The organism is Pseudomonas shirazensis, assembly GCF_014268785.2.
Lineage (GTDB): Bacteria > Pseudomonadota > Gammaproteobacteria > Pseudomonadales > Pseudomonadaceae > Aquipseudomonas > Aquipseudomonas shirazensis.
In genome coordinates, this window is sequence record NZ_JABWRD020000003.1 from 520,788 (window position 1) to 540,481 (window position 19,694).

Annotated in this window: 19 protein-coding genes; 9 read left to right on the plus strand and 10 right to left on the minus strand. The window is 64.2% G+C overall.

Annotated elements, in window-relative coordinates; genetic code table 11:
- The first annotated feature begins 13 nt into the window (after window positions 1-13).
- The 3 genes from HU736_RS18415 to HU736_RS18425 are packed head-to-tail and all read left to right on the plus strand — an operon-like array spanning window position 14 to window position 3,851.
- On the plus strand, window positions 14-1,666 hold the full coding sequence (locus HU736_RS18415) for an acyl-CoA dehydrogenase family protein (RefSeq protein WP_186701559.1): 1,653 nt from the start codon (window positions 14-16) through the stop codon (window positions 1,664-1,666).
- A 58-nt stretch (window positions 1,667-1,724) separates the two neighbouring features.
- Window positions 1,725-3,212, plus strand: coding sequence for an AMP nucleosidase (amn, locus tag HU736_RS18420; RefSeq protein WP_181003751.1), 1,488 nt, complete (start codon window positions 1,725-1,727; stop codon window positions 3,210-3,212).
- A gap of 6 nt (window positions 3,213-3,218) precedes the next feature.
- Entirely contained in the window at window positions 3,219-3,851 is a 633-nt protein-coding gene (locus HU736_RS18425; protein WP_103435093.1) for a pseudouridine synthase, read from the plus strand.
- Between the two features lie 18 nt (window positions 3,852-3,869).
- Here the strand turns inward: HU736_RS18425 and HU736_RS18430 are convergent, their stop codons facing one another.
- Window positions 3,870-4,073 carry a DUF2788 domain-containing protein gene (locus HU736_RS18430; RefSeq protein ID WP_101322238.1) on the minus strand — a complete coding sequence of 68 codons (204 nt, stop codon included), beginning with the start codon at window positions 4,071-4,073 and terminating at the stop codon, window positions 3,870-3,872.
- Window positions 4,074-4,128: 55 nt separating this feature from the next.
- Window positions 4,129-4,605 (minus strand): Lrp/AsnC family transcriptional regulator, encoded by a 477-nt coding sequence (locus HU736_RS18435; RefSeq protein WP_186701560.1) that lies wholly within the window; start codon window positions 4,603-4,605, stop codon window positions 4,129-4,131.
- Window positions 4,606-4,995: 390 nt separating this feature from the next.
- Between HU736_RS18435 and HU736_RS18440 the strand changes: the two genes are divergently transcribed.
- Window positions 4,996-5,808, plus strand: coding sequence for a DUF6515 family protein (locus HU736_RS18440; RefSeq protein ID WP_186701561.1), 813 nt, complete (start codon window positions 4,996-4,998; stop codon window positions 5,806-5,808).
- A 129-nt stretch (window positions 5,809-5,937) separates the two neighbouring features.
- Here the strand turns inward: HU736_RS18440 and HU736_RS18445 are convergent, their stop codons facing one another.
- The 3 genes from HU736_RS18445 to pmcY form a co-directional block, all read right to left on the minus strand.
- Complete coding sequence (locus HU736_RS18445) at window positions 5,938-6,909, minus strand: IS110 family RNA-guided transposase (protein ID WP_217862394.1); 972 nt, start codon at window positions 6,907-6,909, stop codon at window positions 5,938-5,940.
- 294 nt (window positions 6,910-7,203) lie between these two features.
- Complete coding sequence (locus HU736_RS18450) at window positions 7,204-8,073, minus strand: cation diffusion facilitator family transporter (RefSeq protein WP_186701670.1); 870 nt, start codon at window positions 8,071-8,073, stop codon at window positions 7,204-7,206.
- A 22-nt stretch (window positions 8,074-8,095) separates the two neighbouring features.
- Window positions 8,096-8,515 (minus strand): periplasmic Zn2+ metallochaperone PmcY, encoded by a 420-nt coding sequence (gene pmcY, locus HU736_RS18455; protein ID WP_101322234.1) that lies wholly within the window; start codon window positions 8,513-8,515, stop codon window positions 8,096-8,098.
- 116 nt (window positions 8,516-8,631) lie between these two features.
- Between pmcY and hrpB the strand changes: the two genes are divergently transcribed.
- Window positions 8,632-11,160, plus strand: a complete 2,529-nt coding sequence (gene hrpB / locus HU736_RS18460) for an ATP-dependent helicase HrpB (RefSeq protein WP_186701669.1) — start codon at window positions 8,632-8,634, stop codon at window positions 11,158-11,160.
- Between the two features lie 10 nt (window positions 11,161-11,170).
- Here the strand turns inward: hrpB and HU736_RS18465 are convergent, their stop codons facing one another.
- From HU736_RS18465 to HU736_RS18475, 3 genes are all read right to left on the minus strand, one after another.
- A complete protein-coding gene (locus HU736_RS18465) occupies window positions 11,171-11,683 on the minus strand; it encodes a hypothetical protein (RefSeq protein WP_186701668.1) in 513 nt (170 codons plus the stop codon).
- A gap of 108 nt (window positions 11,684-11,791) precedes the next feature.
- Window positions 11,792-12,889 carry an endonuclease/exonuclease/phosphatase family protein gene (locus tag HU736_RS18470; protein ID WP_186701667.1) on the minus strand — a complete coding sequence of 366 codons (1,098 nt, stop codon included), beginning with the start codon at window positions 12,887-12,889 and terminating at the stop codon, window positions 11,792-11,794.
- 65 nt (window positions 12,890-12,954) lie between these two features.
- Window positions 12,955-13,611, minus strand: coding sequence for a YciC family protein (locus HU736_RS18475; protein ID WP_101322230.1), 657 nt, complete (start codon window positions 13,609-13,611; stop codon window positions 12,955-12,957).
- Window positions 13,612-13,764: 153 nt separating this feature from the next.
- On the opposite strand from HU736_RS18475, the gene HU736_RS18480 reads away from it, so the two are divergent.
- The 3 genes from HU736_RS18480 (at window position 13,765) to rhlE1 (ending at window position 16,578) form a co-directional block, all read left to right on the plus strand.
- Window positions 13,765-14,514, plus strand: a complete 750-nt coding sequence (locus HU736_RS18480; protein ID WP_186701666.1) for a DUF2076 domain-containing protein — start codon at window positions 13,765-13,767, stop codon at window positions 14,512-14,514.
- A 54-nt stretch (window positions 14,515-14,568) separates the two neighbouring features.
- A complete protein-coding gene (locus tag HU736_RS18485; RefSeq protein WP_103435086.1) occupies window positions 14,569-15,048 on the plus strand; it encodes a LabA-like NYN domain-containing protein in 480 nt (159 codons plus the stop codon).
- Between the two features lie 198 nt (window positions 15,049-15,246).
- The gene (rhlE1, locus tag HU736_RS18490; RefSeq protein WP_186701665.1) at window positions 15,247-16,578 is read left to right on the plus strand and encodes an RNA helicase RhlE1; all 1,332 of its coding nucleotides are present in this window, start codon (window positions 15,247-15,249) and stop codon (window positions 16,576-16,578) included.
- A 46-nt stretch (window positions 16,579-16,624) separates the two neighbouring features.
- Here the strand turns inward: rhlE1 and HU736_RS18495 are convergent, their stop codons facing one another.
- Both HU736_RS18495 and HU736_RS18500 read right to left on the minus strand, forming a co-directional pair.
- Window positions 16,625-17,863: a TIGR03862 family flavoprotein gene (locus HU736_RS18495; protein ID WP_186701664.1), complete on the minus strand. Its 1,239-nt coding sequence runs from the start codon at window positions 17,861-17,863 to the stop codon at window positions 16,625-16,627.
- A gap of 152 nt (window positions 17,864-18,015) precedes the next feature.
- Entirely contained in the window at window positions 18,016-18,930 is a 915-nt protein-coding gene (locus tag HU736_RS18500; protein WP_186701663.1) for a histone deacetylase family protein, read from the minus strand.
- A gap of 126 nt (window positions 18,931-19,056) precedes the next feature.
- Between HU736_RS18500 and HU736_RS18505 the strand changes: the two genes are divergently transcribed.
- Window positions 19,057-19,626, plus strand: coding sequence for a GNAT family N-acetyltransferase (locus HU736_RS18505; RefSeq protein WP_103435083.1), 570 nt, complete (start codon window positions 19,057-19,059; stop codon window positions 19,624-19,626).
- Window positions 19,627-19,694: the final 68 nt, after the last annotated feature.

Here is a 19,694-nt window from a genome sequence, read left to right on the forward strand (position 1 = left end):
CAGGAGCGCGCCCATGAACCTGCACCAGTACGCCGAGACTCACCAGGTCAGCAACCAGCCGCCTTCATTGGATGGCGCCAACCTGTACCGGCTCGATCTGCCCTTGCAGCAATGGTCGCAGCGCTTTGGCGCCGGCTGGGCGCAGGCGCAGCTGGACAGCTATGGCGCGCTGGCCGGTGGGCCGCTGATGGCGGCGGGGTTTCTGGCCAACGCGCACAAGCCCGAGTTCCACAGCCACGACCGCTATGGCCATCGCATCGACCTGGTCGAATTCCATCCGGCCTATCACCAGTTGATGCGCACTGCTGTCGAGCATGGCTTGCCATCCTTGCCCTGGGCCGCGCCGCAGCCTGGTGCGCATGTTGCCCGCGCGGGGCTGACCTATCTGCACTCGCAAGCTGAAGCTGGCACCGGCTGCCCACTGACCATGACCTTTGCCGCGGTCCCTGCGCTGCGCGTGCAGCCGGAGCTTGCCGAGTACTGGCTGCCCAAGCTGCTGGCCCGCGACTACGACCCGCGCAATGTTGGCGAGCGGCACAAGGCCGGTGTCACCCTCGGCATGGCCATGACCGAAAAACAGGGCGGCACCGACGTGCGCGCCAACACCACGCGGGCCTATCCGGTCGGTGCCGGTGGCCCCGGCCAGGCGTACGAGCTGGTTGGGCACAAGTGGTTCTGCTCGGCGCCGATGTGCGATGCGTTTCTGACCCTGGCGCAGACCGACAAAGGCTTGAGCTGCTTTTTGCTGCCGCGCCATCGCCCCGATGACAGCCGCAACCAGTTCTATATCCAGCGCCTGAAAAACAAACTGGGCAACTGCTCCAATGCCTCCAGCGAAATCGAATTGCGCGGCGCCCTGGCGTGGATGATCGGCGAAGAGGGCCGCGGCGTGCCGACCATCATCGAAATGGTGGCGATGACCCGCTTCGACTGCATGGTCGGCTCCAGCGCGCTGATGCGCCAGGCGCTGACCCAGGCCGCACACCACTGCGCCCATCGCCAGGTCAGTGGGCGCCTACTGGCCGAGCAACCCTTGATGCAGAACGTGCTCGCTGACCTCGCCCTGGAAAGCGAGGCCGCGCTGGCGCTGAGCCTGCGCATGGGCCAGGCATTGGATCAGCTCGAAGATCCGCAGCAGGCGCATTTCGCCCGGCTGATGACTGCGGTGGGCAAGTATTGGATCTGCAAGCGCGCCCCGGCGATGATCAACGAAGCAGCGGAGTGCATGGGCGGCGCGGGCTACGTCGAAGACAGCATCCTGCCGCGGCTGTACCGCGAGGCGCCGGTCAACTCGACCTGGGAAGGCTCGGGTAATGTGCAGTGTCTGGATGTGCTGCGTGCACTGAGCAAGGAGATCGGTATTCAGGACGCCTTGTTCGCCGAGCTGGGCGATGGCCACGGCGAACCGCGGCTGGCGGCGCATATTGCCAGGCTCAAGACCGCCTTGGCCGACACCAGTGACATCCAGTACCGCGCCCGCCAGCTGAGCGAAGATATCGCCCTGGCGGTGCAGGCCAAATTGCTCCTCGAAGCGGGCAATGCGCAGGTCAGCGATGGCTTCATCGCCAGCCGCCTGGACGGCTCGGGCAGGGTCTACGGCGCCTTGCCGCGCGGTGTCGACGTGCAGGCGCTGGTCGCGCGGGCGACGCCGCCGTGGCCGTGCTGAGGCTAATGCATCCGCAGGGGTGTATTTGCTACCGAAGCAAGGCAAGATGGCTGCACGCATGACAGAAAACAGGAAGCCCAGCGTGAGCCAAGCGTTTGTAGTCGTTGATACCCCCGAACAGGCCGTCGACCGTCTGGCGGCCCTGCATGAACAGGCCACCGGTGCCCTGAGTCAGGCCCTCAAGCGTTACCTCAAGGACCGCACCGAACCGGACGCCGAAGAGCGCGCCCTGTACCGCTACCCAGCCTTGCGCCTGACCTACTACAGCAACGGCGAAGTCGCGGCCACCACCCGTGCCTATGGCAAGGTCCAGGTCGCTGGCACCTACAGCGTCACCGTGACCCAGCCTGAAGCCTTCCGCGGTTACCTGCTCGACCAGTTGCGGCCCCTGATGCACGACTACACGGTGACCGTGGAAGTCGGCGTCAGCGAGCAGAACATCCCCTACCCGTACGTGGTCGAGCAGGGCGATGAACTGGCCGGCACCGGCATCACCGCCGCCGCTCTGGCGCGGGTGTTCCCAAGCACCGACCTGTCGGCTGCCACCGACGATATCGCCGACGGCCTGTGGGACTGGAGCAATGCCGACAATCTGCCGCTGGCGCTGTTCGACGCCGCCCGCGTGGACTTCTCGCTGCGCCGCCTGGTGCACTACACCGGCAGCGACTGGCGCCATGTGCAGCCATGGATCCTGCTGACCAACTACCACCGCTACGTTGACCAGTTCATCGCCCATGGCCTTGAGCAGTTGCGTGACGACCCGCGCTTTGTGCGCATGGTCTTGCCCGGCAACGTGGTCATTGAAAAAGGCCTGAACGAAGGTGAGACCCAGGCGCTGGTGGCCAGCGTGGTCTGGCACCGCTTCCAGATGCCGGCCTATCACCTGATCGCCGCCGATGGCGACGGTGTGACCCTGGTCAACATCGGCGTCGGCCCGTCCAACGCCAAGAACATCACCGACCACCTGGCCGTGCTGCGCCCGCATTGCTGGCTGATGATCGGCCACTGTGGCGGCCTGCGTCAGTCGCAGACCATCGGCGATTACGTGCTGGCCCACGCCTACATGCGCCGCGACGGCATTCTAGATCGAGTGGTGCCGCCGAACATTCCTATCCCGGCCCTGGCCGAGGTGCAGATGGCGTTGCAGGAAGCAGCGGCGCAAGTCACCGGCGAGCGCGGCGACGAGCTGAAAAAACGCCTGCGCACCGGTACCGTGCTGACCTACGACGACCGCAACTGGGAGCTGCGCTGGGCCCAGGAACGGCCGCTGATCAACCTCTCGCGGGCGGTTGCGGTCGACATGGAAAGTGGCACCATCGCCGCCCAGGGTTATCGCCTACGGGTGCCATACGGGACCTTGCTGTGTGTGTCGGACAAACCTCTGCACAGCGAGATCAAGCTGCCAGGTTCGGCCAATGCGTTCTACAACCGCGCGGTCAGCCAGCACTTGAAAATCGGCATCGCCGCGCTGGATCTGCTGCGTACCGAGCTCAATTCGTTGCACTCGCGTAAACTGCGCAGCTTCGATGAGCCGCCGTTCCGCTGAGGATCCATGCCCCTGCCACCCCGTTCCAAGCCGCGCCGCACCCCAGCGCCGCGGCCTGCCGGCCCCCGCCGGCCGGCCAAGGCGCCACCGGCCGAGCCGCGTCTGGTGCTGTTCAACAAGCCGTTCGACGTGCTGACCCAGTTCAGTGACGGCGACGGCCGCGCGACCCTCAAGGATTTCATCGATATCCCTGGGATCTATCCCGCCGGGCGTCTGGATCGCGACAGCGAGGGCTTGCTGTTGCTGACCAACGACGGTCGCCTGCAAGCGCGGATTGCCGACCCCAAGCACAAGCTGGCCAAGACCTACTGGGTCCAGGTTGAAGGCGAGCCGAGCGAGGAGCAATTGCAGCGCTTGTGCCAGGGCGTCGAGCTTAACGACGGCATGACCTTGCCGGCCGAGGCGCGGCTGTTGGCCGAGCCGCAGTTGTGGCCACGCGAGCCGCCGGTGCGCTTTCGCAAGAGCGTTCCGACGGCCTGGCTGGAGCTGGTGATTCGTGAAGGGCGCAACCGTCAGGTGCGCCGCATGACCGCTGCGGTCGGCTTGCCGACTTTGCGTCTGGTACGGGTGAAGATCGGCGACTGGACCCTGGACGGGTTGGATCAGGGCTGCTGGCGCGACGCACAGCCCAAGCTGTAGATGAGCAGGGCGTGTGCGTCAGACGCCCTCGATCATTCCCACCACCACGCTCTTGATGATGAACGCGAGCACGCCCAGGCCGAGCACGAAGAACAGGATCAGCGTGCCGAAGCGGCCTGCCTTGGATTTTTTTGCCAGGTCCCAGACGATGAATCCCATGAAACCGATGAGAATGGTCACCAGGATGATCATCATCCATTCTTCGAATTTTTCAGGATCCATCTGTGCGCTCCAGGCAGGCTCAAGCGGCTGAGTATACGCCCGGGCCCCTCAGCTGTTAACGCAGGTGGGTCAATGGCAGCTCGGTGCTGGCCAGTACCTGATTGAGCACGAAGCTGGAACGTACGCTGGTAACGCCTTCGATGCGGGTCAGGCTGCCCAGTAGCAGTTTCTGGTAATGGTCCATGTCCGGCACCACCACTTTAAGTTGATAGTCAGCGTCCATACCGGTCACCAGGCTGCATTCGAGCACCTGCGGCAGGCCGCGCACGGCGGCTTCAAACGTCTCGAAGCGCTCCGGGGTGTGCCGGTCCATGCCGATCAGAACATACGCGGTCAGGCTCAGGCCGAGCTTCTTGCGGTCCAGCAGTGCAACCTGGCGCGAGATGTAGCCGTCGTCTTCCAGTTGCTTGACCCGACGCGAGCACGGCGAGGGCGACAGGCCGATGCGTTCGGCCAGTTCCTGGTTGGAGATGCGCGCATCGCGCTGCAATTCGGCAAGGATGCTCAGGTCGTAGCGGTCGAGCTTGCTCATGAAAGGGGCCTTTTCTGTTCGGATTGCGGCGAATTATCAATCCAGGGTTAAAAATTGCGCAAGTGCTATTTATCTGAGCAATCTTCGCAATCCTGTGCCGGGCTCTGGCCGGTATCTTTATCAACAGAATCACTGCCCGGACATCAGTCCACGGCGACCGGCCCAGGAGGCCGCTCGCGGCCCGCGATCAACACGATCAGCCGGCCCCCGGGCTACGCACTGTCTACCAGACGGGGTGAGGTGAGCCGGCGCCACAAGTGCCGAGCATGGACGACAATTGCAAAGGGAGGCCACTTGGCCTCCCTTTTTTATGGCTGGATTTTCATCTGCCCACGCATGCTGCGCGGTAAACTGGCGGCAGTTGCGGTTTTACTTGTCGAGAGGAATACCATGAGGTCGCGCGGCTGGCAGTTGGCAGGGGTAAGTGTGCTGGCAATGGTTATCAGCGCCGCGGTGCTGGCGCAGGCGCCGGGCGATGGCCGTGGGCCGCAAGAGCCGAATGGCGGCGGTAGTTCCGGCTCGTCATTGACCTCCCGCGATGAAGTGCGCCAGACCCAGCCACCCCGGCAAGGTTATTACCAAGACATACCGCGCCGCGGCCCCGACAACCGCCATTGGCAGGCGGGCGGCCCCGGCGACAACTGGTCAGGGCGCCCCGATGGCCACGGCAACGGTTGGGGACCCGGCCCGCAATACCATCCTGGGCAGGCAATCGACCGCTTCCCTGAGCAGCACTGGAAAGTGCCCTATCGCGGCCGCGATTATTTCTACTCTGGTGGCTACTGGTATCAGCCGCAGGGACCGCGCTACGTGGTGGTGCGCCCGCCTTATGGCGTGCGTGTCGGCTACCTGCCGCCGTATGCGCGAGAAGTCTGGCGCGGCGGCGTGCTGTTCTTTCTGGTTGCTGACACCTACTACCAATACCTGGCCGACAGCCGTGAGTACATGGTGGTGAATCCACCGGTCAGCCAGCCTGTGCCACCGTTGCAGGCCAGCAGTGGTTATGACGTGGTCGCTTACCCAAGCTACGGGCAAAACCAACAGCAGCAGGATCAGGACCGCTATCAGTGCCATCGCTGGGCTGTCGAGCAGTCCGGCTTCGATCCGGCCCAGGCCAGCTATGCGCCGGCGGCAAATGTCGCCGACCTGTATCGGCGCTCGCTGGGGGCGTGTTTGAGTGGGCGTGGGTACAGCATCAACTGATAGCGCTCGTTTCTGATTTTTTTGTCTGGTTCGAGTATGTCGGGGCTGCTTTGCAGCCCTTTCCGACCGGTCCGGCGTCCCGGCAAGGCCGCTACAGTTGAGCTCACCCTGTAGATACCGTCTTGACCCTCACCCCGCAAGGGCGATTTGGGGGTCAAACGGTTTGCCCGACTTCACCACCCCGTAAACCAGATGCAGCAGCTTGCGCATTGCCGCACACACGATCTGCTTGTAGGCCTTGTGCCGGCTGCTCAAACGCTCTGCCAGTGCCTTTACGACTGGGTTATGCCTGATCGAGACGGTGCCCGACATCCACAGGCGCGCTCGCAACCTTGAGGCGCCTGTGCGCGAAATGGTGCTCTGGCCTGTGAACTCGCCCGACTGTTGCATCACGGGGTTCAGGCCTGAGAAGGCGACAATTGCAGATGGGCTTTGGTATTTCAGGGGATCGCCCAGCTCGGCCAACAGCAACGCGGCGGTGGTCTCGCCCAGACCGTCGATCGAGGTAATCAGGTCGCGCCGCCCGCGCAGATCTGGATCGTCATCGATCGTCTGCTCAATGGCTTTTCTGGTCTTTTCCAGCTCTTTGATGATGTGCCCGATCACGTCTTGAATCGATTGCTTCACCGCATCTTGTGCGACATCCAAGCGATTCTGCTCCATCTGGCGCATTTCCTTGAGGTCGTCCAGTCGGCGCACCAGAGCACGCAAGCGGCGCTGTGCTGGCGGCTCAGGCTCCCACTGGCGAAGCGAGTCGGCGTTCTGTTGGCTGTAGGCAGCAATTACCTTCGCGTCAGCCCTATCGGTTTTGACGCGGCGAAGCTCCACATCAGCGAATTTCGCAATCACCGCCGGGTTCAGAATGCACACCCGATAGCCTTGGTCGTGGCAGTGCTCGGCAAGCGCTTCGTGATAGGTGCCCGTGGCCTCCATGACAATCCAGGTTCCGGGTCCTGCGTGACGCTCAAGCCAGTCGCTGAACTGGGCAAACCCTGCGGAATCATTGGGAAGCTTTGCCTTGGTGCGCTTCTTCCCGTTGGTCAACGTGGTGGCAATGTCGAAAGATCTTTTGGCAACATCAACGCCAACAAAAATGGACATGATCCTCTCCTTCAAACTACGAAAGTCGATCACCCAGCACTCTGTTCTACCTTGTGAATGCGTGCTCACGCCGGAGGCGGGCACTAGATACCGTTCGGACTTGTCGAGTGGGGTTGGAAGGTCAGAGCACCATCTACAATGCGGGCTCGATGCCCTAGGAGCGGCTCGGCTTCATGACCTTCCCTCGATGATCAGTCGAGAACTTTCGCTTCTTTGGAAGCGAAAGTCGAGATACAAGGAGCGGCCTTGTGTCGCGAAAGGGGCGCAGAGCGCCACCCGGCTTCCTGACTGACATCACAGCGGGTCAGCATGCACCATCACATCCGCCTGTGGGTAGCGCTCGCGGATCACTGCCGAGGCCTGCACGCACAGCGCGTGGGCATCATGCAGTGACAGCGTGCCGGGCAGCTCAAGGTGCAGTTGCACAAACCAGTAGCTGCCGGACACGCGCGTACGCAGATCATGCGCGCCGAGCACCCCGGGGATGGCTGTGACCAGCGCCAGCATCTGCTCGGCCACATCGCCGGGCAGCTCCTTGTCCATCAGGATCGCCGTGCTTTCCCGTGCAATCTGCATTGCACTCCAGAGGATATACAAGGCAATGCCCAGGCCGAACAGCGCGTCCAACTGCGGCCAGCCATAACCGGCCAGCAGCAACGCCAGCAGGATGCTACCGTTGAGCAGCAGGTCGGAGCGGTAATGCAGGGAATCGGCGCGCACCGCAGTCGAGCCGGTGGCCTTGATCACCTTGCGCTGCAGCGCCAGCAGAGCCACGGTCAGCACCAGCGACAGTAGCATCACGCCAATCCCCGCCGCCGTGTCGCCCAGCGGTTGCGGTGATTGCAGGCGACTGACCGCCTGCACCCCGATCAGCACCGCGCTGGCGCCGATGAACAACGCCTGGGCCATGCCGGCCAGCGCTTCCGCCTTGCCATGGCCAAAGCGGTGATCGTCGTCGGCCGGGCGCAGGGCGTAGTGCACGGCCAGCAAGTTGAGCAGCGAGGCCACCGCGTCCAGTGCCGAGTCGGTCAGCCCTGCCAGCAGGCTGACCGAGTCGCTCAGCCACCAGGCAATCGCCTTGCTCACCACCAGAATGCAGGCCACCGCCAGCGATGCGCGAGTGGCCAGGCGGAGCAAGCGTTGCTGTTCGGCAGTAGGCGTCATGCGTTGAGCATCCTGCGAAGTGTCAGGCGGCCGGGATCAGACCGTAGCTGGCCAACTGCTCGACGCTGCCGCGGTGCTGGATCAGGCGCGGGTCGTTGAGCGGCAGGCGCTGGCCCAGTTCGCTTTCGAGAATAGCCTGCAGCTTGCTGTTGTCGATGCTGCCATCGGCATTCACCGCCGGCTTGAGCTTGGCCGGGTCGACCTGAGCGGTGGTGCCGCCGGGGTAGTAGATCGCGCCAGTGGCAAAGTCGACACCAAAGGCGATCAGGCCCGGGATCACGTAGAACAGAATGCCGATGGCATCGAGGGCGACGATCACCGGGTCGACCTTGCCTTCGATCTGGCCACGGCGATCTGGATAGAACAACGTGCCGCAGGCCGTCAGCTGAGTCAGCAGGGTGGCAACCAGGGCGCCACCGATGACGCGGGAATGAATGCGCATGTAAATCTCCGATGGAAAATCGCAACGAAACAGGCCAGCGGCCTGCTGCCGATAGTATGACCTATCGGGCCTCGCCCGGTTCGCCGTTATACTCGGCGCCTCGTTCGAGGACCACCATGATTTCATTACCAATCGATGCCGTACTGCCCGCCCTGCGCCAGGCGCTCAGCGTGCGCCACGAAGCCGTGCTGGAAGCGCCGCCTGGCGCCGGCAAGACCACCCGCGTGCCGCTGGCCCTGCTCGACGAGCCGTGGCTGGCCGGCCAGCGCATCATCATGCTCGAGCCACGCCGGCTGGCCGCACGGGCCGCAGCCGAGCGGCTCGCCAGCGAGCTGGGCGAGCAGGTTGGAGAAACGGTCGGCTATCGGATTCGGCTGGACAGCAAGGTCGGGCCGAACACCCGCATCGAAGTGGTCACCGAAGGCATCCTGACCCGCCGGCTGCAGTCCGACCCGGCACTGGATGGCGTTGGTTTGTTGATTTTCGACGAGTTTCACGAGCGCTCACTGGACGCCGATCTGGCGCTGGCGCTGACCCTCAACGGGCGGGCGCTGCTGCGCGACGAGCCAGCGCTGAAGATCCTGCTGATGTCGGCAACCCTCGAAGGCGAGCGCTTGTCGCGCCTGCTCGACGACGCTCCGGTGGTCAGCAGCCAGGGCCGCATGCACCCGGTAACGATCCAGTGGGGCCGACCGATGCAGCCGGGCGAGTTCGTCGAGCCGCGGGTGGTCGACTGCGTGCTGCAGGCGCTGGCCGATCAAAACGGCAGCCTGCTGGTGTTTCTGCCCGGCCAGGCCGAGATCCGCCGAGTCCATCAAAGCCTGCAGGAAGCCGTCGGCGAGCGCTCCGACATCATCCTCTGCCCGCTGCACGGCGAGCTTGACCTGAACGCCCAGCGTGCTGCCATCGAGCCGCCGGCCAAGGGCCAGCGCAAGGTGGTGCTGGCGACCAACATTGCCGAAACCAGCCTGACCATTGATGGCGTGCGGGTGGTGATCGACGCTGGCCTGGCGCGGGTGCCGCGGTTTGACCCGGGCAGCGGCATGACCCGCCTCGACACTCAGCGCATCTCCCGCGCCAGCGCCACCCAGCGCGCCGGGCGGGCAGGGCGGCTGGAGCCGGGCGTGTGCTACCGGCTGTGGTCCGAAGCGCAGCATGAACAACTGGCCGCCCACGGCACCGCAGAAATTCTCCAGGCCGACCTGGCCGGGCTGGCGCTGCAACTGGCGCGCTGGGGCGTGAGCCCGGACCAGTTGAGCTGGCTCGACCAGCCGCCTGCCGCTGCCTACGCCCAGTCGCAAGACCTGCTGGCCCGGCTTGGCGCCTTCAAACCGGCCAGCCGCAGCAACCTGAGTAGTCATGGCCAGGCCATGGCCGAACTGCCCGCGCATCCACGGATCGCCCATCTGTTGCTGCGCGGTCAGCAACTGGGCCTGAGCGAAATGGCCTGTGACGTCGCCGCGCTGCTGGGCGAGCGTGACATCCAGCGCGGTGGCGGCGCTGATCTGCACAGCCGGCTGGCACTGCTCAGCGGCCAGAGCAAAGCAGTGCGCGGTGCACAAGGCGGCGTGCAGCGCGCCCGCCAGTTGGCGCGCCAATATCGTGGCCTGCTGAGTGGCAGCGCGCAGACGCCGGTCGCCGACCCGCAGCACTCGCGCTGGCTCGGTGCACTGCTGGCGCTGGCGTATCCAGACCGGGTCGCCCAGCAGCGCCGTGACGGTGGTGCCGAGTACCGCCTGGCCAATGGTCGCGCAGCGTTGTTTGCCGAGGTCGATGGGCTGATGAAGTGCCCGTGGCTGGTGATTGCCGACCTCGGCAGCCGTCAGGGCCAGCGCGAAGAGCGGATCTATTTGGCTGCCGAGTTTGACCCTGAGTTATTCGACGGCGTGCTCGCCGAGCAGGTGCAAACCCTCGACCTGCTCGACTGGGATGAGCGTGAGCAGGTCCTGCGCGCCGAGCGCCAGCGCAAGGTCGGTGAGCTGGTGCTGAGCCGTGAAGCCCTGCCGGGGCTCAACGATGAAGCCCGCGCACAGGCGCTGCTCGGGCTGGTTCGACGCAAGAGCCTGGCCCTGCTGCCGTGGACCCCGGAGCTGCGCCAGTGGCAAGCTCGGGTGGCCTTGCTGCGACAGCTTGATGTGGCACAGAACGGCGCCAGTGACTGGCCCGATCTGTCTGAGCAGGCCCTGCTCGACAGCCTCGAAGATTGGTTACAGCCGTATCTGGGCAAAGTCTCGCGGCTCAGCCATTTTGCCCAACTGGACCTGTCGTCGATCCTGCGCAACCTGCTGCCCTGGCCGCTGCCGCAGCGGCTGGACGAGTGGGCGCCGCAGCATCTGCAGGTGCCCTCCGGCTCGAGCATCCGTCTGGACTACAGCGAGACGCCGCCGATTCTGGCGGTGCGCCTGCAAGAGCTGTTCGGTCTGGCCGACACCCCACGCATCGCCCAGGGCCGCCAGCAGGTCAAGCTGCACCTGCTGTCACCGGCACGCCGGCCAGTGCAGGTGACCCAGGATCTGGCCAACTTTTGGCGCATGACTTATGCCGAGGTGAAGAAAGACCTTAAAGGCCGTTATCCCAAGCACTACTGGCCTGATGATCCGCTGATCGCGCAGGCCACCTCGCGGGTCAAACCGCGAGGGACCTGAGCAGTGAGGGCTAGCTGGTTTTTTGCAGGAGGAACGTGGCGGTCTCACCTTCGCTGACATTCAGATAGTTGAACCGGCCGGGCTTGTGGTGGGGATTGTCTTGGAGAGTTGCTACCTTGTAGCCGCGATGGTCGCGCAGGTGGCAGAGCAGGCCCCCTTTGATCTCCTGCAAAGGTTCTACTTTCCAGTAGTCGGTTACCTCCTCGCGCCAGTAAAAGCCCAGGTATCCATTCATGCTTGCATCCAGCCTGCGCGGTACCAGCGGCCCGGTCGCGGTTTTGGGCGGGCCAGGGATGTGCAGGTGGTAATGCAGACGGTTTTCGTCCATCGAGTGGTAATCGAAGCTGATGACCAGCGATGGTTCATCGCCGCCAGTCTGCAGCCAATCGTATTCCGGAGTGACGCCCCAGGAGAACTTGTCTCTTGTCCGGCTCAAGCGCAGCGGAGTATTTCTGCCCGCTTCGTGCAGATACAGCGTGGCGCGAAATGAAGTGGCGTACGTCGCAATGATGCTCTGGTCCATGGCATGTTCCTCGCAATGTCTAAGGGGTGGGCCGCACGGTTTCGGGCGGTGTCACACCTTAGGTGGCGAGCTCTGCTCAACGGAGCCTGAAGCCCTTCCTGGCGCTGTTCATCTGCCCTGAACAGGCAACTGCAGCCCAGGCAGGGCGAGGTCGGCGCGTACGGGCAGGTGATCGGAAATCTGCTCGGTGCCGTTGCCCAGCACATAGGCCTGCAAGCGCAGCAGGCGCGGGCTATGGAAGATGAAGTCGACACTGCGATCAGGCCCGCTGAGGGCAGGGTCGTTGGGGAAGTGGGTCAGCCAGCGGGCACGCTCGGCGCCGCTGGCTTCAGCATTGCTGGGGATCATCGGGTACTTGTCCCAGAGCACGTGCAGGTCGCTGTCCGGGGCGTAGCTGCCACGCTGGGCAGGCGGCAGGCGGCGATACTGGCCTAGCGGTAATTGCTTGAAGTCGCCGCCGAGCAGCCACGGCGTACCTTGGCTTTCGAGGCGGTCGACGACCTTGCTGACGTGGTTCATCTGCCGCCGTTGCAGGTCGCTGCCGGCGCGGTAGGGCGACAGCTGGGTGTTGAGCACCGCCAGCCGGCTGCCATCGCTCAACGGCAGATAGCTGACCTGCAATGCCGGTTGCTGCTCGAGCAGCCGGCTCAGCGGGCCGTTCACGTCATTGGGCAGTTGCAGGCGCTCGGCCTTGGCGATCGAGTAGCGACTGAAGGTAGCCAGGGTGCGGCCCACGCTGCCGAAGATATGCCGGTCGGGCACAAAGCCAGCCTGCCACTGATAGCTCTGCACGCTGCACGGGTAGAGGTCGGCCAGACGCTCGTGGAGCAGGCCGAGCTGGTCCTGGTAATCGCTGGCCTTGGCGTCTTTGTCCAGCTCCTGCAGCAGCACCACATCAGGCTGCTCGGCACGGATCACCCGCGCAACCTCATCGAGGGTAAACGCCAGGTCTTCAGCGGTGGCGCGGGTATCGCTGCCCTGGCCCTGGTCGTTCCAGAACACATAGCGCTTGCCGGCCAGGTGCTGCACGTTCCAGCTCATCACCTTCAGCGGCTGGCCAGCTTGCAGGACTGGCGCCGGGTTCGGACAGGCGACTGGCAGCGCTTCACGCGGGGCAGGTTGCCAGCCCAGATGGTTGGCCAGCAACCAAAGCAAGGCCAGCGCCAGGAAAATCAACAGCAGGACGTTGCGCAGTAGTCGGATCATCGGCTCGGCTTGTCGGTGCGAATGGCGCCAGCATACCCAAGGTGGTGGCGCCGTGTCAGCGTGGCTCAGGCGCCAGCATTGGCCTCAAGCAGCATGAAGATGCGGAACAGCACCACGCTGCTGAACAACTGCAGCAGCCCACTGAGGCTGTCCATGGCCAATTGCACGCCGCCGGCGGGGTCGGGGAAGGCCATCAGCAACAGACCGTCGAGCAGCCATGCCGGCGCCAGCGAAACGAATACGCACACCAGAATGCGCATGAAATGGCCGGTGGTCATCCGCGCGCTTTCGCGCATGGCCTGCATCAACGGCATGCCGCGCAGCACCAGCAGGTACTCGGCAAACACCAGGTTGATCATGATCCAGATGCCGGGAAACACGAACAGTGCCAGGCCGGCCATGATCAACAAGGTGCTGATCATGATCAGCAAGGCCAGCGGCGGCCACAGCTGCACGGCGCGGGCAAACAGATCGCGCTTGGCGATGTGCTGGTCTTGGCTGCGGGTATCCAGGTAGAGGATCAGCGCCGCACTGTACAGCGGGTACAGTAGCAGGCTGACAAGCATGCCGTAGACCGGGGAGGCGCTGTCGCCAAGCTGGCGATAGAGCAGTTGGGTGGCCAGTGCCTCGAGCACGATCAACGGCAGGCAGAGCTGGACGATGCTCGCCAGGTGGCGGCGGAAAAAGTACAGGGAGTCGCGCAGAACGCTCAGCGGATTCATCAGTCAACATCGCATGGCAGTAATAGCAGGGGCGTAACTTTAGCCCACTCCGGCCCTTGCTGAAAAAAGTTTCACCCGTGCGCCGATTGAATCCCGCGCTGCCACCCCCCATCTTTGACGCATCCGATGTCCCGCCCAGCGCGTGAGGTAAGCATGAATACCGAAGAACAATCGCTGATCGATGGCCTGTTTGGCCGCATCAAGCAAGCCGAAGACCCCAACCAGCCGCGCGATGCCCAGGCCCAGGCCTGCATCGAAGCGCACCTGCGCACGCAGCCGGCTGCGCCGTACTACATGGCGCAGTCGATTCTGGTGCAGGAGGCTGCGCTCAAGCAGCTGGATGAAAAGAACAAGCAGCTGGAGGCCGAGCTGAAGCAGGCCCGCGCCCAGGTCGATGCGACCCGCAGCAGCAACACCAACAGCGGTGGCTTCCTGTCGAGCATCTTTGGTGCCGGTAGCCGCAGCCCTGATCCGCAGCCGCAGCGCCCGGCAGCACCAGCAACGTCTGGCGGTGGCTGGCGTGACCCTGCGCCTGCTGCGTACAACGCGCCACCACCAGCCCAGCAACCGCAGCAGTCGGCGTTCAACGCCGCGCCGGCCCGCTCGGGTGCGTCGAGTTTTCTCGGTGGGGCCATGCAGACGGCAGCCGGCGTTGCCGGTGGCGTGCTGCTGGCGCAGGGCATCAGCAGCATGTTCCACCACAACTCGCAGCCAGAGGAAGTGGTCGAGGTGATCAAGGAAGAACCGGCGCCGGCCAGTGACAGCGGCGGCTGGCAGGACCAGGGCGGGCAGCAGCAGGTGGCCGACAACGGTGGCTACGGCGCTGACCAGGGCGGCTACGCCGACACTGACTATGGCAGCGACGATGGCGGCTTCTTCAGCGACGACGACAGCTTCGTCTGACAGCTGGCATACTGCTCAGCTTTGCGGGCGCCTGCCCGCTCAGCCGAGGCCTGGATGAAAAAAATCGCGCTGTTCGCCGACGTGCAGAACCTCTACTACACCGTCCGCCAGGCCCACGGCTGCCACTTCAACTATGCAGCCCTGTGGGCCGAAGTGAGCCGCGAGGGCACCATTGTCGAAGCGGTGGCCTATGCAATTGATCGCGGCGACAGCAAGCAACAGCAGTTTCAGCAGATTCTGCGCAACCTCGGTTTCGAGGTGCGCCTCAAGCCTTATATCCAGCGCAGCGATGGCTCGGCCAAGGGCGATTGGGATGTCGGCATTACCCTGGATGTGATCGAAGCGGCCAGCCGGGTCGACCAGGTGGTGCTGGCGTCTGGCGATGGAGATTTCGATCTGCTGCTGGAGCGGGCGATTCAGCGTCATGGGGTAGAGGCGGTGGTGTATGGCACGCCGGGGTTGACGGCGTTGTCGTTGATACGCGCGGCCAGCCGTTATGTGCCGATCGAGGGGCAGTTGCTACTGCGCCATTGACCCTGCGCGATCCCTCTGTAGCGGCCTTGCCGGGGCGCCGGACCGGTCGGAAAGGCGCTCGCAGCGGGCCCAGGATCTGTGCAGCACCACAGAATGGCGGGGCCGCTGCGCGACCCTTTCGCGACACAAGGCCGCTCCTACAGGGACGTATCTCAGGTTAAACTGCCGCCTTCGCTGAACCCCCCTGACGGTATTGAAATGAATTTCGCCCAACTCGGCCTGATCGAACCGCTGCTGCGCACCCTGCAGCAGCGCGACTACTCCACCCCGACGCCCGTGCAGGCCCAGGCCATCCCCGCCGTGCTGGCTGGCCGCGACCTGATGGCCGCCGCCCAGACCGGCACCGGCAAGACCGCAGGCTTTGCCCTGCCGGTGTTGCAGCGGCTGGCGCTGGAAGGTGAGAAGGTCGCCAGCAATTCGATCCGCGCACTGATCCTGGTGCCGACCCGCGAGCTGGCCGAGCAGGTCCATGCCAACGTCCAGCAATACGCCGAAAACCTGCCGCTCTCGACCTATGCCGTGTACGGCGGGGTCAGCATCAACCCGCAGATGATGCGCCTGCGCCGTGGTGTCGATCTGCTGGTGGCAACCCCAGGCCGACTGCTCGACCTGTTCCGGCAAAAAGCGGTCAAGTTCGGCCAGGTGCAGATGCTGGTGCTCGACGAAGCCGACCGCATGCTCGACCTGGGCTTTGCCGAAGAACTGCAATCGGTGTACGCCGCACTGCCGCGCAAGCGCCAGACTCTGTTGTTTTCGGCGACCTTCTCCGAGCAGATCCGCATGCTCGCAGGCCTCGCCCTGAACGACCCGCTGAGCATCGAAGTGAGCCCGCGCAACGCCGCTGCCAATACCGTCAAACAGTGGCTGGTGCCGGTCGACAAGAAGCGCAAGGCCGACCTGTTCTGCTACCTGCTGCGCAAGCAGCGCTGGAAGCAGGTGCTGGTGTTTGCCAAGACCCGTAACGGCGTCGATCAACTGGTCGAGCGCCTGCTCGCCGAAGGCGTAGTGGCCGACGGCATCCACGGCGATCGCCCGCAAGCTACTCGCCAGCGCGCACTGGATACCTTCAAAGCCCGCGAGATTCAGGTGCTGGTTGCTACCGACGTGGCCGCCCGTGGCCTGGACATCGACGACCTGCCGCTGGTGGTCAACCTCGACATGCCAATCGTCGCCGAAGACTACGTGCACCGGATTGGCCGTACTGGCCGGGCCGGCAACAAAGGCGAGGCGATTTCGCTGGTATGCGCCGATGAAGTGCAGATGCTCTCGGCGATTGAAACGCTGATCCGCCAGACCCTGCCACGCCACGAAGAACCGGACTTTATCCCCGAGCACCGGGTGCCGCTGACCGACGCCAGCGGGCAAGTGATCAAGAAACCGAAAAAGCCCAAGAAGCCCAAGGAAAACAGCGCCAAGCGTGGTCTGGGCAAATGGATGGACAGCACTGATTCGGCCGACGCCAAGCCAGCGGTGAAAGCCGTGCGCAAGGTGCCGAGCTTCAACGGTGGCCCGCGCAAGCGCAAGCCGTAAGCTGATCAGAGCCGAGCGCAGACCCTGCGTTCGGCTCGACTCGCCATCAGCGTGCGTTGAGCCACTCGGCCGCAGCCTTGCCCGCACGCAAGCCACTGGCAAAGCACGCCGTGAGCAGATAACCGCCCGTCGGTGCCTCCCAGTCGAGCATCTCGCCAGCGCAGAACACCCCCGGTAGCTGACGCAGCATCAAGCCCTCATCCAGCCCGATGAAACGCACCCCACCGGCACTGCTGATGGCCTCGTCCAGCGGCCGCGTGCGTACCAGCTCGATCGGCAGCGCCTTGATCGCCGCCGCGAGTGCCTGCGGGTCAGCAAACGTGGCCTGATTGGTCAGCTCACGCAACAACCCCGCCTTCACGCCATAGATGCCCAACTGACTGTGCAGATGCTTGGCCATCGAGCGCGAACCACGTGGCTTGGCCAGGGCCTGGGCGATTTTGTCCACAGGCTTGTCTGGTAGCAGATCGAGCAGCAGGGTAGCGCGGCCCTTGCGGTTGATCGCCTCCCGTACTGGCGCCGACCAGGCATACACCAGGCTGCCTTCCACGCCCTGGGCGGTGAGGATGAATTCGCCCTTGCGCGGCGGGCTGCCGGGAATGGCCAGAGCGATATTCTTCAGCGGTGCCCCGGCAAACTTGTTCACCAGCAGTTCGCTCCAGCCTGCCACTTCAAAACCACAGTTGCTCGGCTGCAATGGCGAGATATCCACAGCCCGCTCTGCCAGCAATGGCAGCCAGGCGCCGTCAGAGCCGAGCCGTGCCCAACTGCCACCACCCAGCGCCAGCACCACGGCATCAGCCTGTACGCTCAGTTCGCCCTGTGGATAAGCTATCCGCAGCGCGCCCTCGGCATTCCAGCCCAACCAACGATGCCGGGTGTGGATAACTACGCCGCTGTCGCGCAGGCGTTTGAGCCAGGCGCGCAGCAACGGCGCGGCTTTCATATCGGTGGGGAACACCCGCCCGGAGGTGCCGACAAAGGTCTCGATGCCGAGATCATGTATCCACTGGCGCAGCGCGTCGGCATCAAAGTCGCGTAACAGCGCGTCGATCTCGCGGCTGCGCTCGGCGTAGCGGCCGACAAACGCGGGATAGGGCTCGGAATGGGTGATGTTCATCCCGCCAACGCCCGCCAGGAGAAACTTGCGCCCAACCGACGGCATGGCGTCGAACACCTGCACCGCTGCGCCCGACGCCGCCAGGGCTTCGGCGGCCATCAGCCCGGCAGGGCCGGCACCGATAACGGCAACCAGAGGAGGGCGAGCAGGGTGAAGATCAGACATGGTAGGCGGCAACGGGCTGTGGAAAAGAGCCGGCATTCTACCCCAAGCACGCTTTCGCAAGCACTGGTCAAAAAATGATCAGTGCTTTGCAGGCCATACAGCTAGTGGGCTGCAGCGGGTTGCCAGCAGGTTATCCACAGGCGGTTCCACAGTCATTGTGAACAACTGATGACACGTGCTGCAGTGTGATGAAGGATGCCATGGCGTTTGGCCAGAGCCAGGCGGTCCTTGCTGTAGCCGCCACCAATCACCCCCACCACCGGAATATCCCGCCCCAGGCAATGCCGCAGGACCTGTTCATCGCGCGCCGCCAGGCCTTCGTCGGTCAGTTGCAGATAACCCAGCGCGTCGTCCCTGTGTACATCGACTCCGGCGTCGTACAGCACCAGGTCGGGCTGATACAGCGGCAGCAAATAGTTGAGCGCGTCATCCACCACCTGTAAGTACTCGGCGTCACCCATGCCCCGCGGCAGCGGGATGTCCCAATCGCTCTGCGCCTTGCGCGCGGGGAAGTTCTGCTCGCAGTGCAGCGACACGGTGATCGCCTCCGGGGTGTCTTGGAGCATGCGTGCGGTGCCGTCGCCTTGATGCACGTCGCAGTCGAAGATCAGTACCCGGTGCACGCGCCCGGCCTCCAGCAGATAACGGCTGATCACCGCCAGGTCATTGAAGATGCAAAAGCCTGCCGGGTGGTCGTAGTGGGCATGATGAGTACCGCCGGCGAGGTGGCAGGCGACGCCGTCGCGCAGGGCCATCTCGGCGCTCAACAGCGAGCCACCGACCGCCCGCACGGTGCGCCGGGCGAGCGCTTCGCTCCAGGGTAGGCCAAGCCGGCGCTGGTCTTCACGGGACAACTCGCCGCTCATGTAGCGCTCGATATAGCCGCGGTCGTGGGCCAGCGCGAGGATGTCATTGGGGCAGATTTCCGGGCGCAGCAAATCCTCGTCGCGGGTCAGGCCGCTGTCGATCAGGTGGTCGCGCAGCAGGCGAAACTTGTCCATCGGGAAACGGTGCTCGGCGGGAAACTCCGGGCTGTAGTCGTCGTGGTAGATCAGCGGCAACGGCATGATGGGATCGCACTAGAGATGTGTGTGGATAGTGCCAGCTCCGGTGGCCGTTGGGCTATTGCCGGGCGCCGCCGCGTTGCTGGGCCTACCCTGTAAGATGCGATACGACCTTTTCGGAGCTGGCTGATGACGCTGATCCCCAAACTTGAGAGCGCCCGCCTGATCTTGCGCCAGTGGCACGACGAAGACCTCGCCGAGTTTGCCGCGATGTCTGCCGACCCCCAGGTAATGCGTTACTTCCCGGCGCCGTTGAGCCGGGTCGAGGCCGCTGCGCTGATCGGCCGGGTGCGCGGTCACTTCAATGAATACGGCTACGGCCTGTGGGCGCTGGAGCGCAAGGATACCGGTGCCTTCATCGGCATGACCGGCCTGCTCAACGTCAACTTCGACGCGCCGTTCGCCCCAGCGGTGGAAATCGGCTGGCGCCTGGCTCGTCGGCACTGGGGCCTGGGTTTTGCCAGCGAAGCGGCCTGGACCTGCCTGCGCTGCGCCTTCGCCCAGCTGCGTCTGGAGCAGGTGGTGTCGTTCACTACCGAGAGCAACCTGGCGTCGCAGAAGGTCATGCAGGCCATCGGCATGCAGCAGGACCTCGACGGCAGCTTCGACCACCCCAAGCTTGCCGCTGATGACCCGCTGCGCCGGCATGTGCTGTACCGCATCGACCGCGCCCACTGGCAGGACACCCTGCACGGCTGAATGGCGCTGCATGCGTAGCGCTGATGACAAATTCTGTATCATCTTGTCTTTCAAAAATGCTGTAGCGC

Excerpts from the sequence above, each read along its gene's own strand:
- HU736_RS18415 (WP_186701559.1), top strand. The coding sequence starts at position 14 with ATGAACCTGCACCAGTACGCCGAGACTCACCAGGTCAGCAACCAGCCG.
- amn (WP_181003751.1), top strand. The coding sequence starts at position 1,725 with ATGACAGAAAACAGGAAGCCCAGCGTGAGCCAAGCGTTTGTAGTCGTT.
- HU736_RS18425 (WP_103435093.1), top strand. The coding sequence starts at position 3,219 with ATGCCCCTGCCACCCCGTTCCAAGCCGCGCCGCACCCCAGCGCCGCGG.
- HU736_RS18430 (WP_101322238.1), bottom strand. The coding sequence starts at position 4,073 with ATGGATCCTGAAAAATTCGAAGAATGGATGATGATCATCCTGGTGACC.
- HU736_RS18435 (WP_186701560.1), bottom strand. The coding sequence starts at position 4,605 with ATGAGCAAGCTCGACCGCTACGACCTGAGCATCCTTGCCGAATTGCAG.
- HU736_RS18440 (WP_186701561.1), top strand. The coding sequence starts at position 4,996 with ATGAGGTCGCGCGGCTGGCAGTTGGCAGGGGTAAGTGTGCTGGCAATG.
- HU736_RS18445 (WP_217862394.1), bottom strand. The coding sequence starts at position 6,909 with ATGTCCATTTTTGTTGGCGTTGATGTTGCCAAAAGATCTTTCGACATT.
- HU736_RS18450 (WP_186701670.1), bottom strand. The coding sequence starts at position 8,073 with ATGACGCCTACTGCCGAACAGCAACGCTTGCTCCGCCTGGCCACTCGC.
- pmcY (WP_101322234.1), bottom strand. The coding sequence starts at position 8,515 with ATGCGCATTCATTCCCGCGTCATCGGTGGCGCCCTGGTTGCCACCCTG.
- hrpB (WP_186701669.1), top strand. The coding sequence starts at position 8,632 with ATGATTTCATTACCAATCGATGCCGTACTGCCCGCCCTGCGCCAGGCG.
- HU736_RS18465 (WP_186701668.1), bottom strand. The coding sequence starts at position 11,683 with ATGGACCAGAGCATCATTGCGACGTACGCCACTTCATTTCGCGCCACG.
- HU736_RS18470 (WP_186701667.1), bottom strand. The coding sequence starts at position 12,889 with ATGATCCGACTACTGCGCAACGTCCTGCTGTTGATTTTCCTGGCGCTG.
- HU736_RS18475 (WP_101322230.1), bottom strand. The coding sequence starts at position 13,611 with ATGAATCCGCTGAGCGTTCTGCGCGACTCCCTGTACTTTTTCCGCCGC.
- HU736_RS18480 (WP_186701666.1), top strand. The coding sequence starts at position 13,765 with ATGAATACCGAAGAACAATCGCTGATCGATGGCCTGTTTGGCCGCATC.
- HU736_RS18485 (WP_103435086.1), top strand. The coding sequence starts at position 14,569 with ATGAAAAAAATCGCGCTGTTCGCCGACGTGCAGAACCTCTACTACACC.
- rhlE1 (WP_186701665.1), top strand. The coding sequence starts at position 15,247 with ATGAATTTCGCCCAACTCGGCCTGATCGAACCGCTGCTGCGCACCCTG.
- HU736_RS18495 (WP_186701664.1), bottom strand. The coding sequence starts at position 17,863 with ATGTCTGATCTTCACCCTGCTCGCCCTCCTCTGGTTGCCGTTATCGGT.
- HU736_RS18500 (WP_186701663.1), bottom strand. The coding sequence starts at position 18,930 with ATGCCGTTGCCGCTGATCTACCACGACGACTACAGCCCGGAGTTTCCC.
- HU736_RS18505 (WP_103435083.1), top strand. The coding sequence starts at position 19,057 with ATGACGCTGATCCCCAAACTTGAGAGCGCCCGCCTGATCTTGCGCCAG.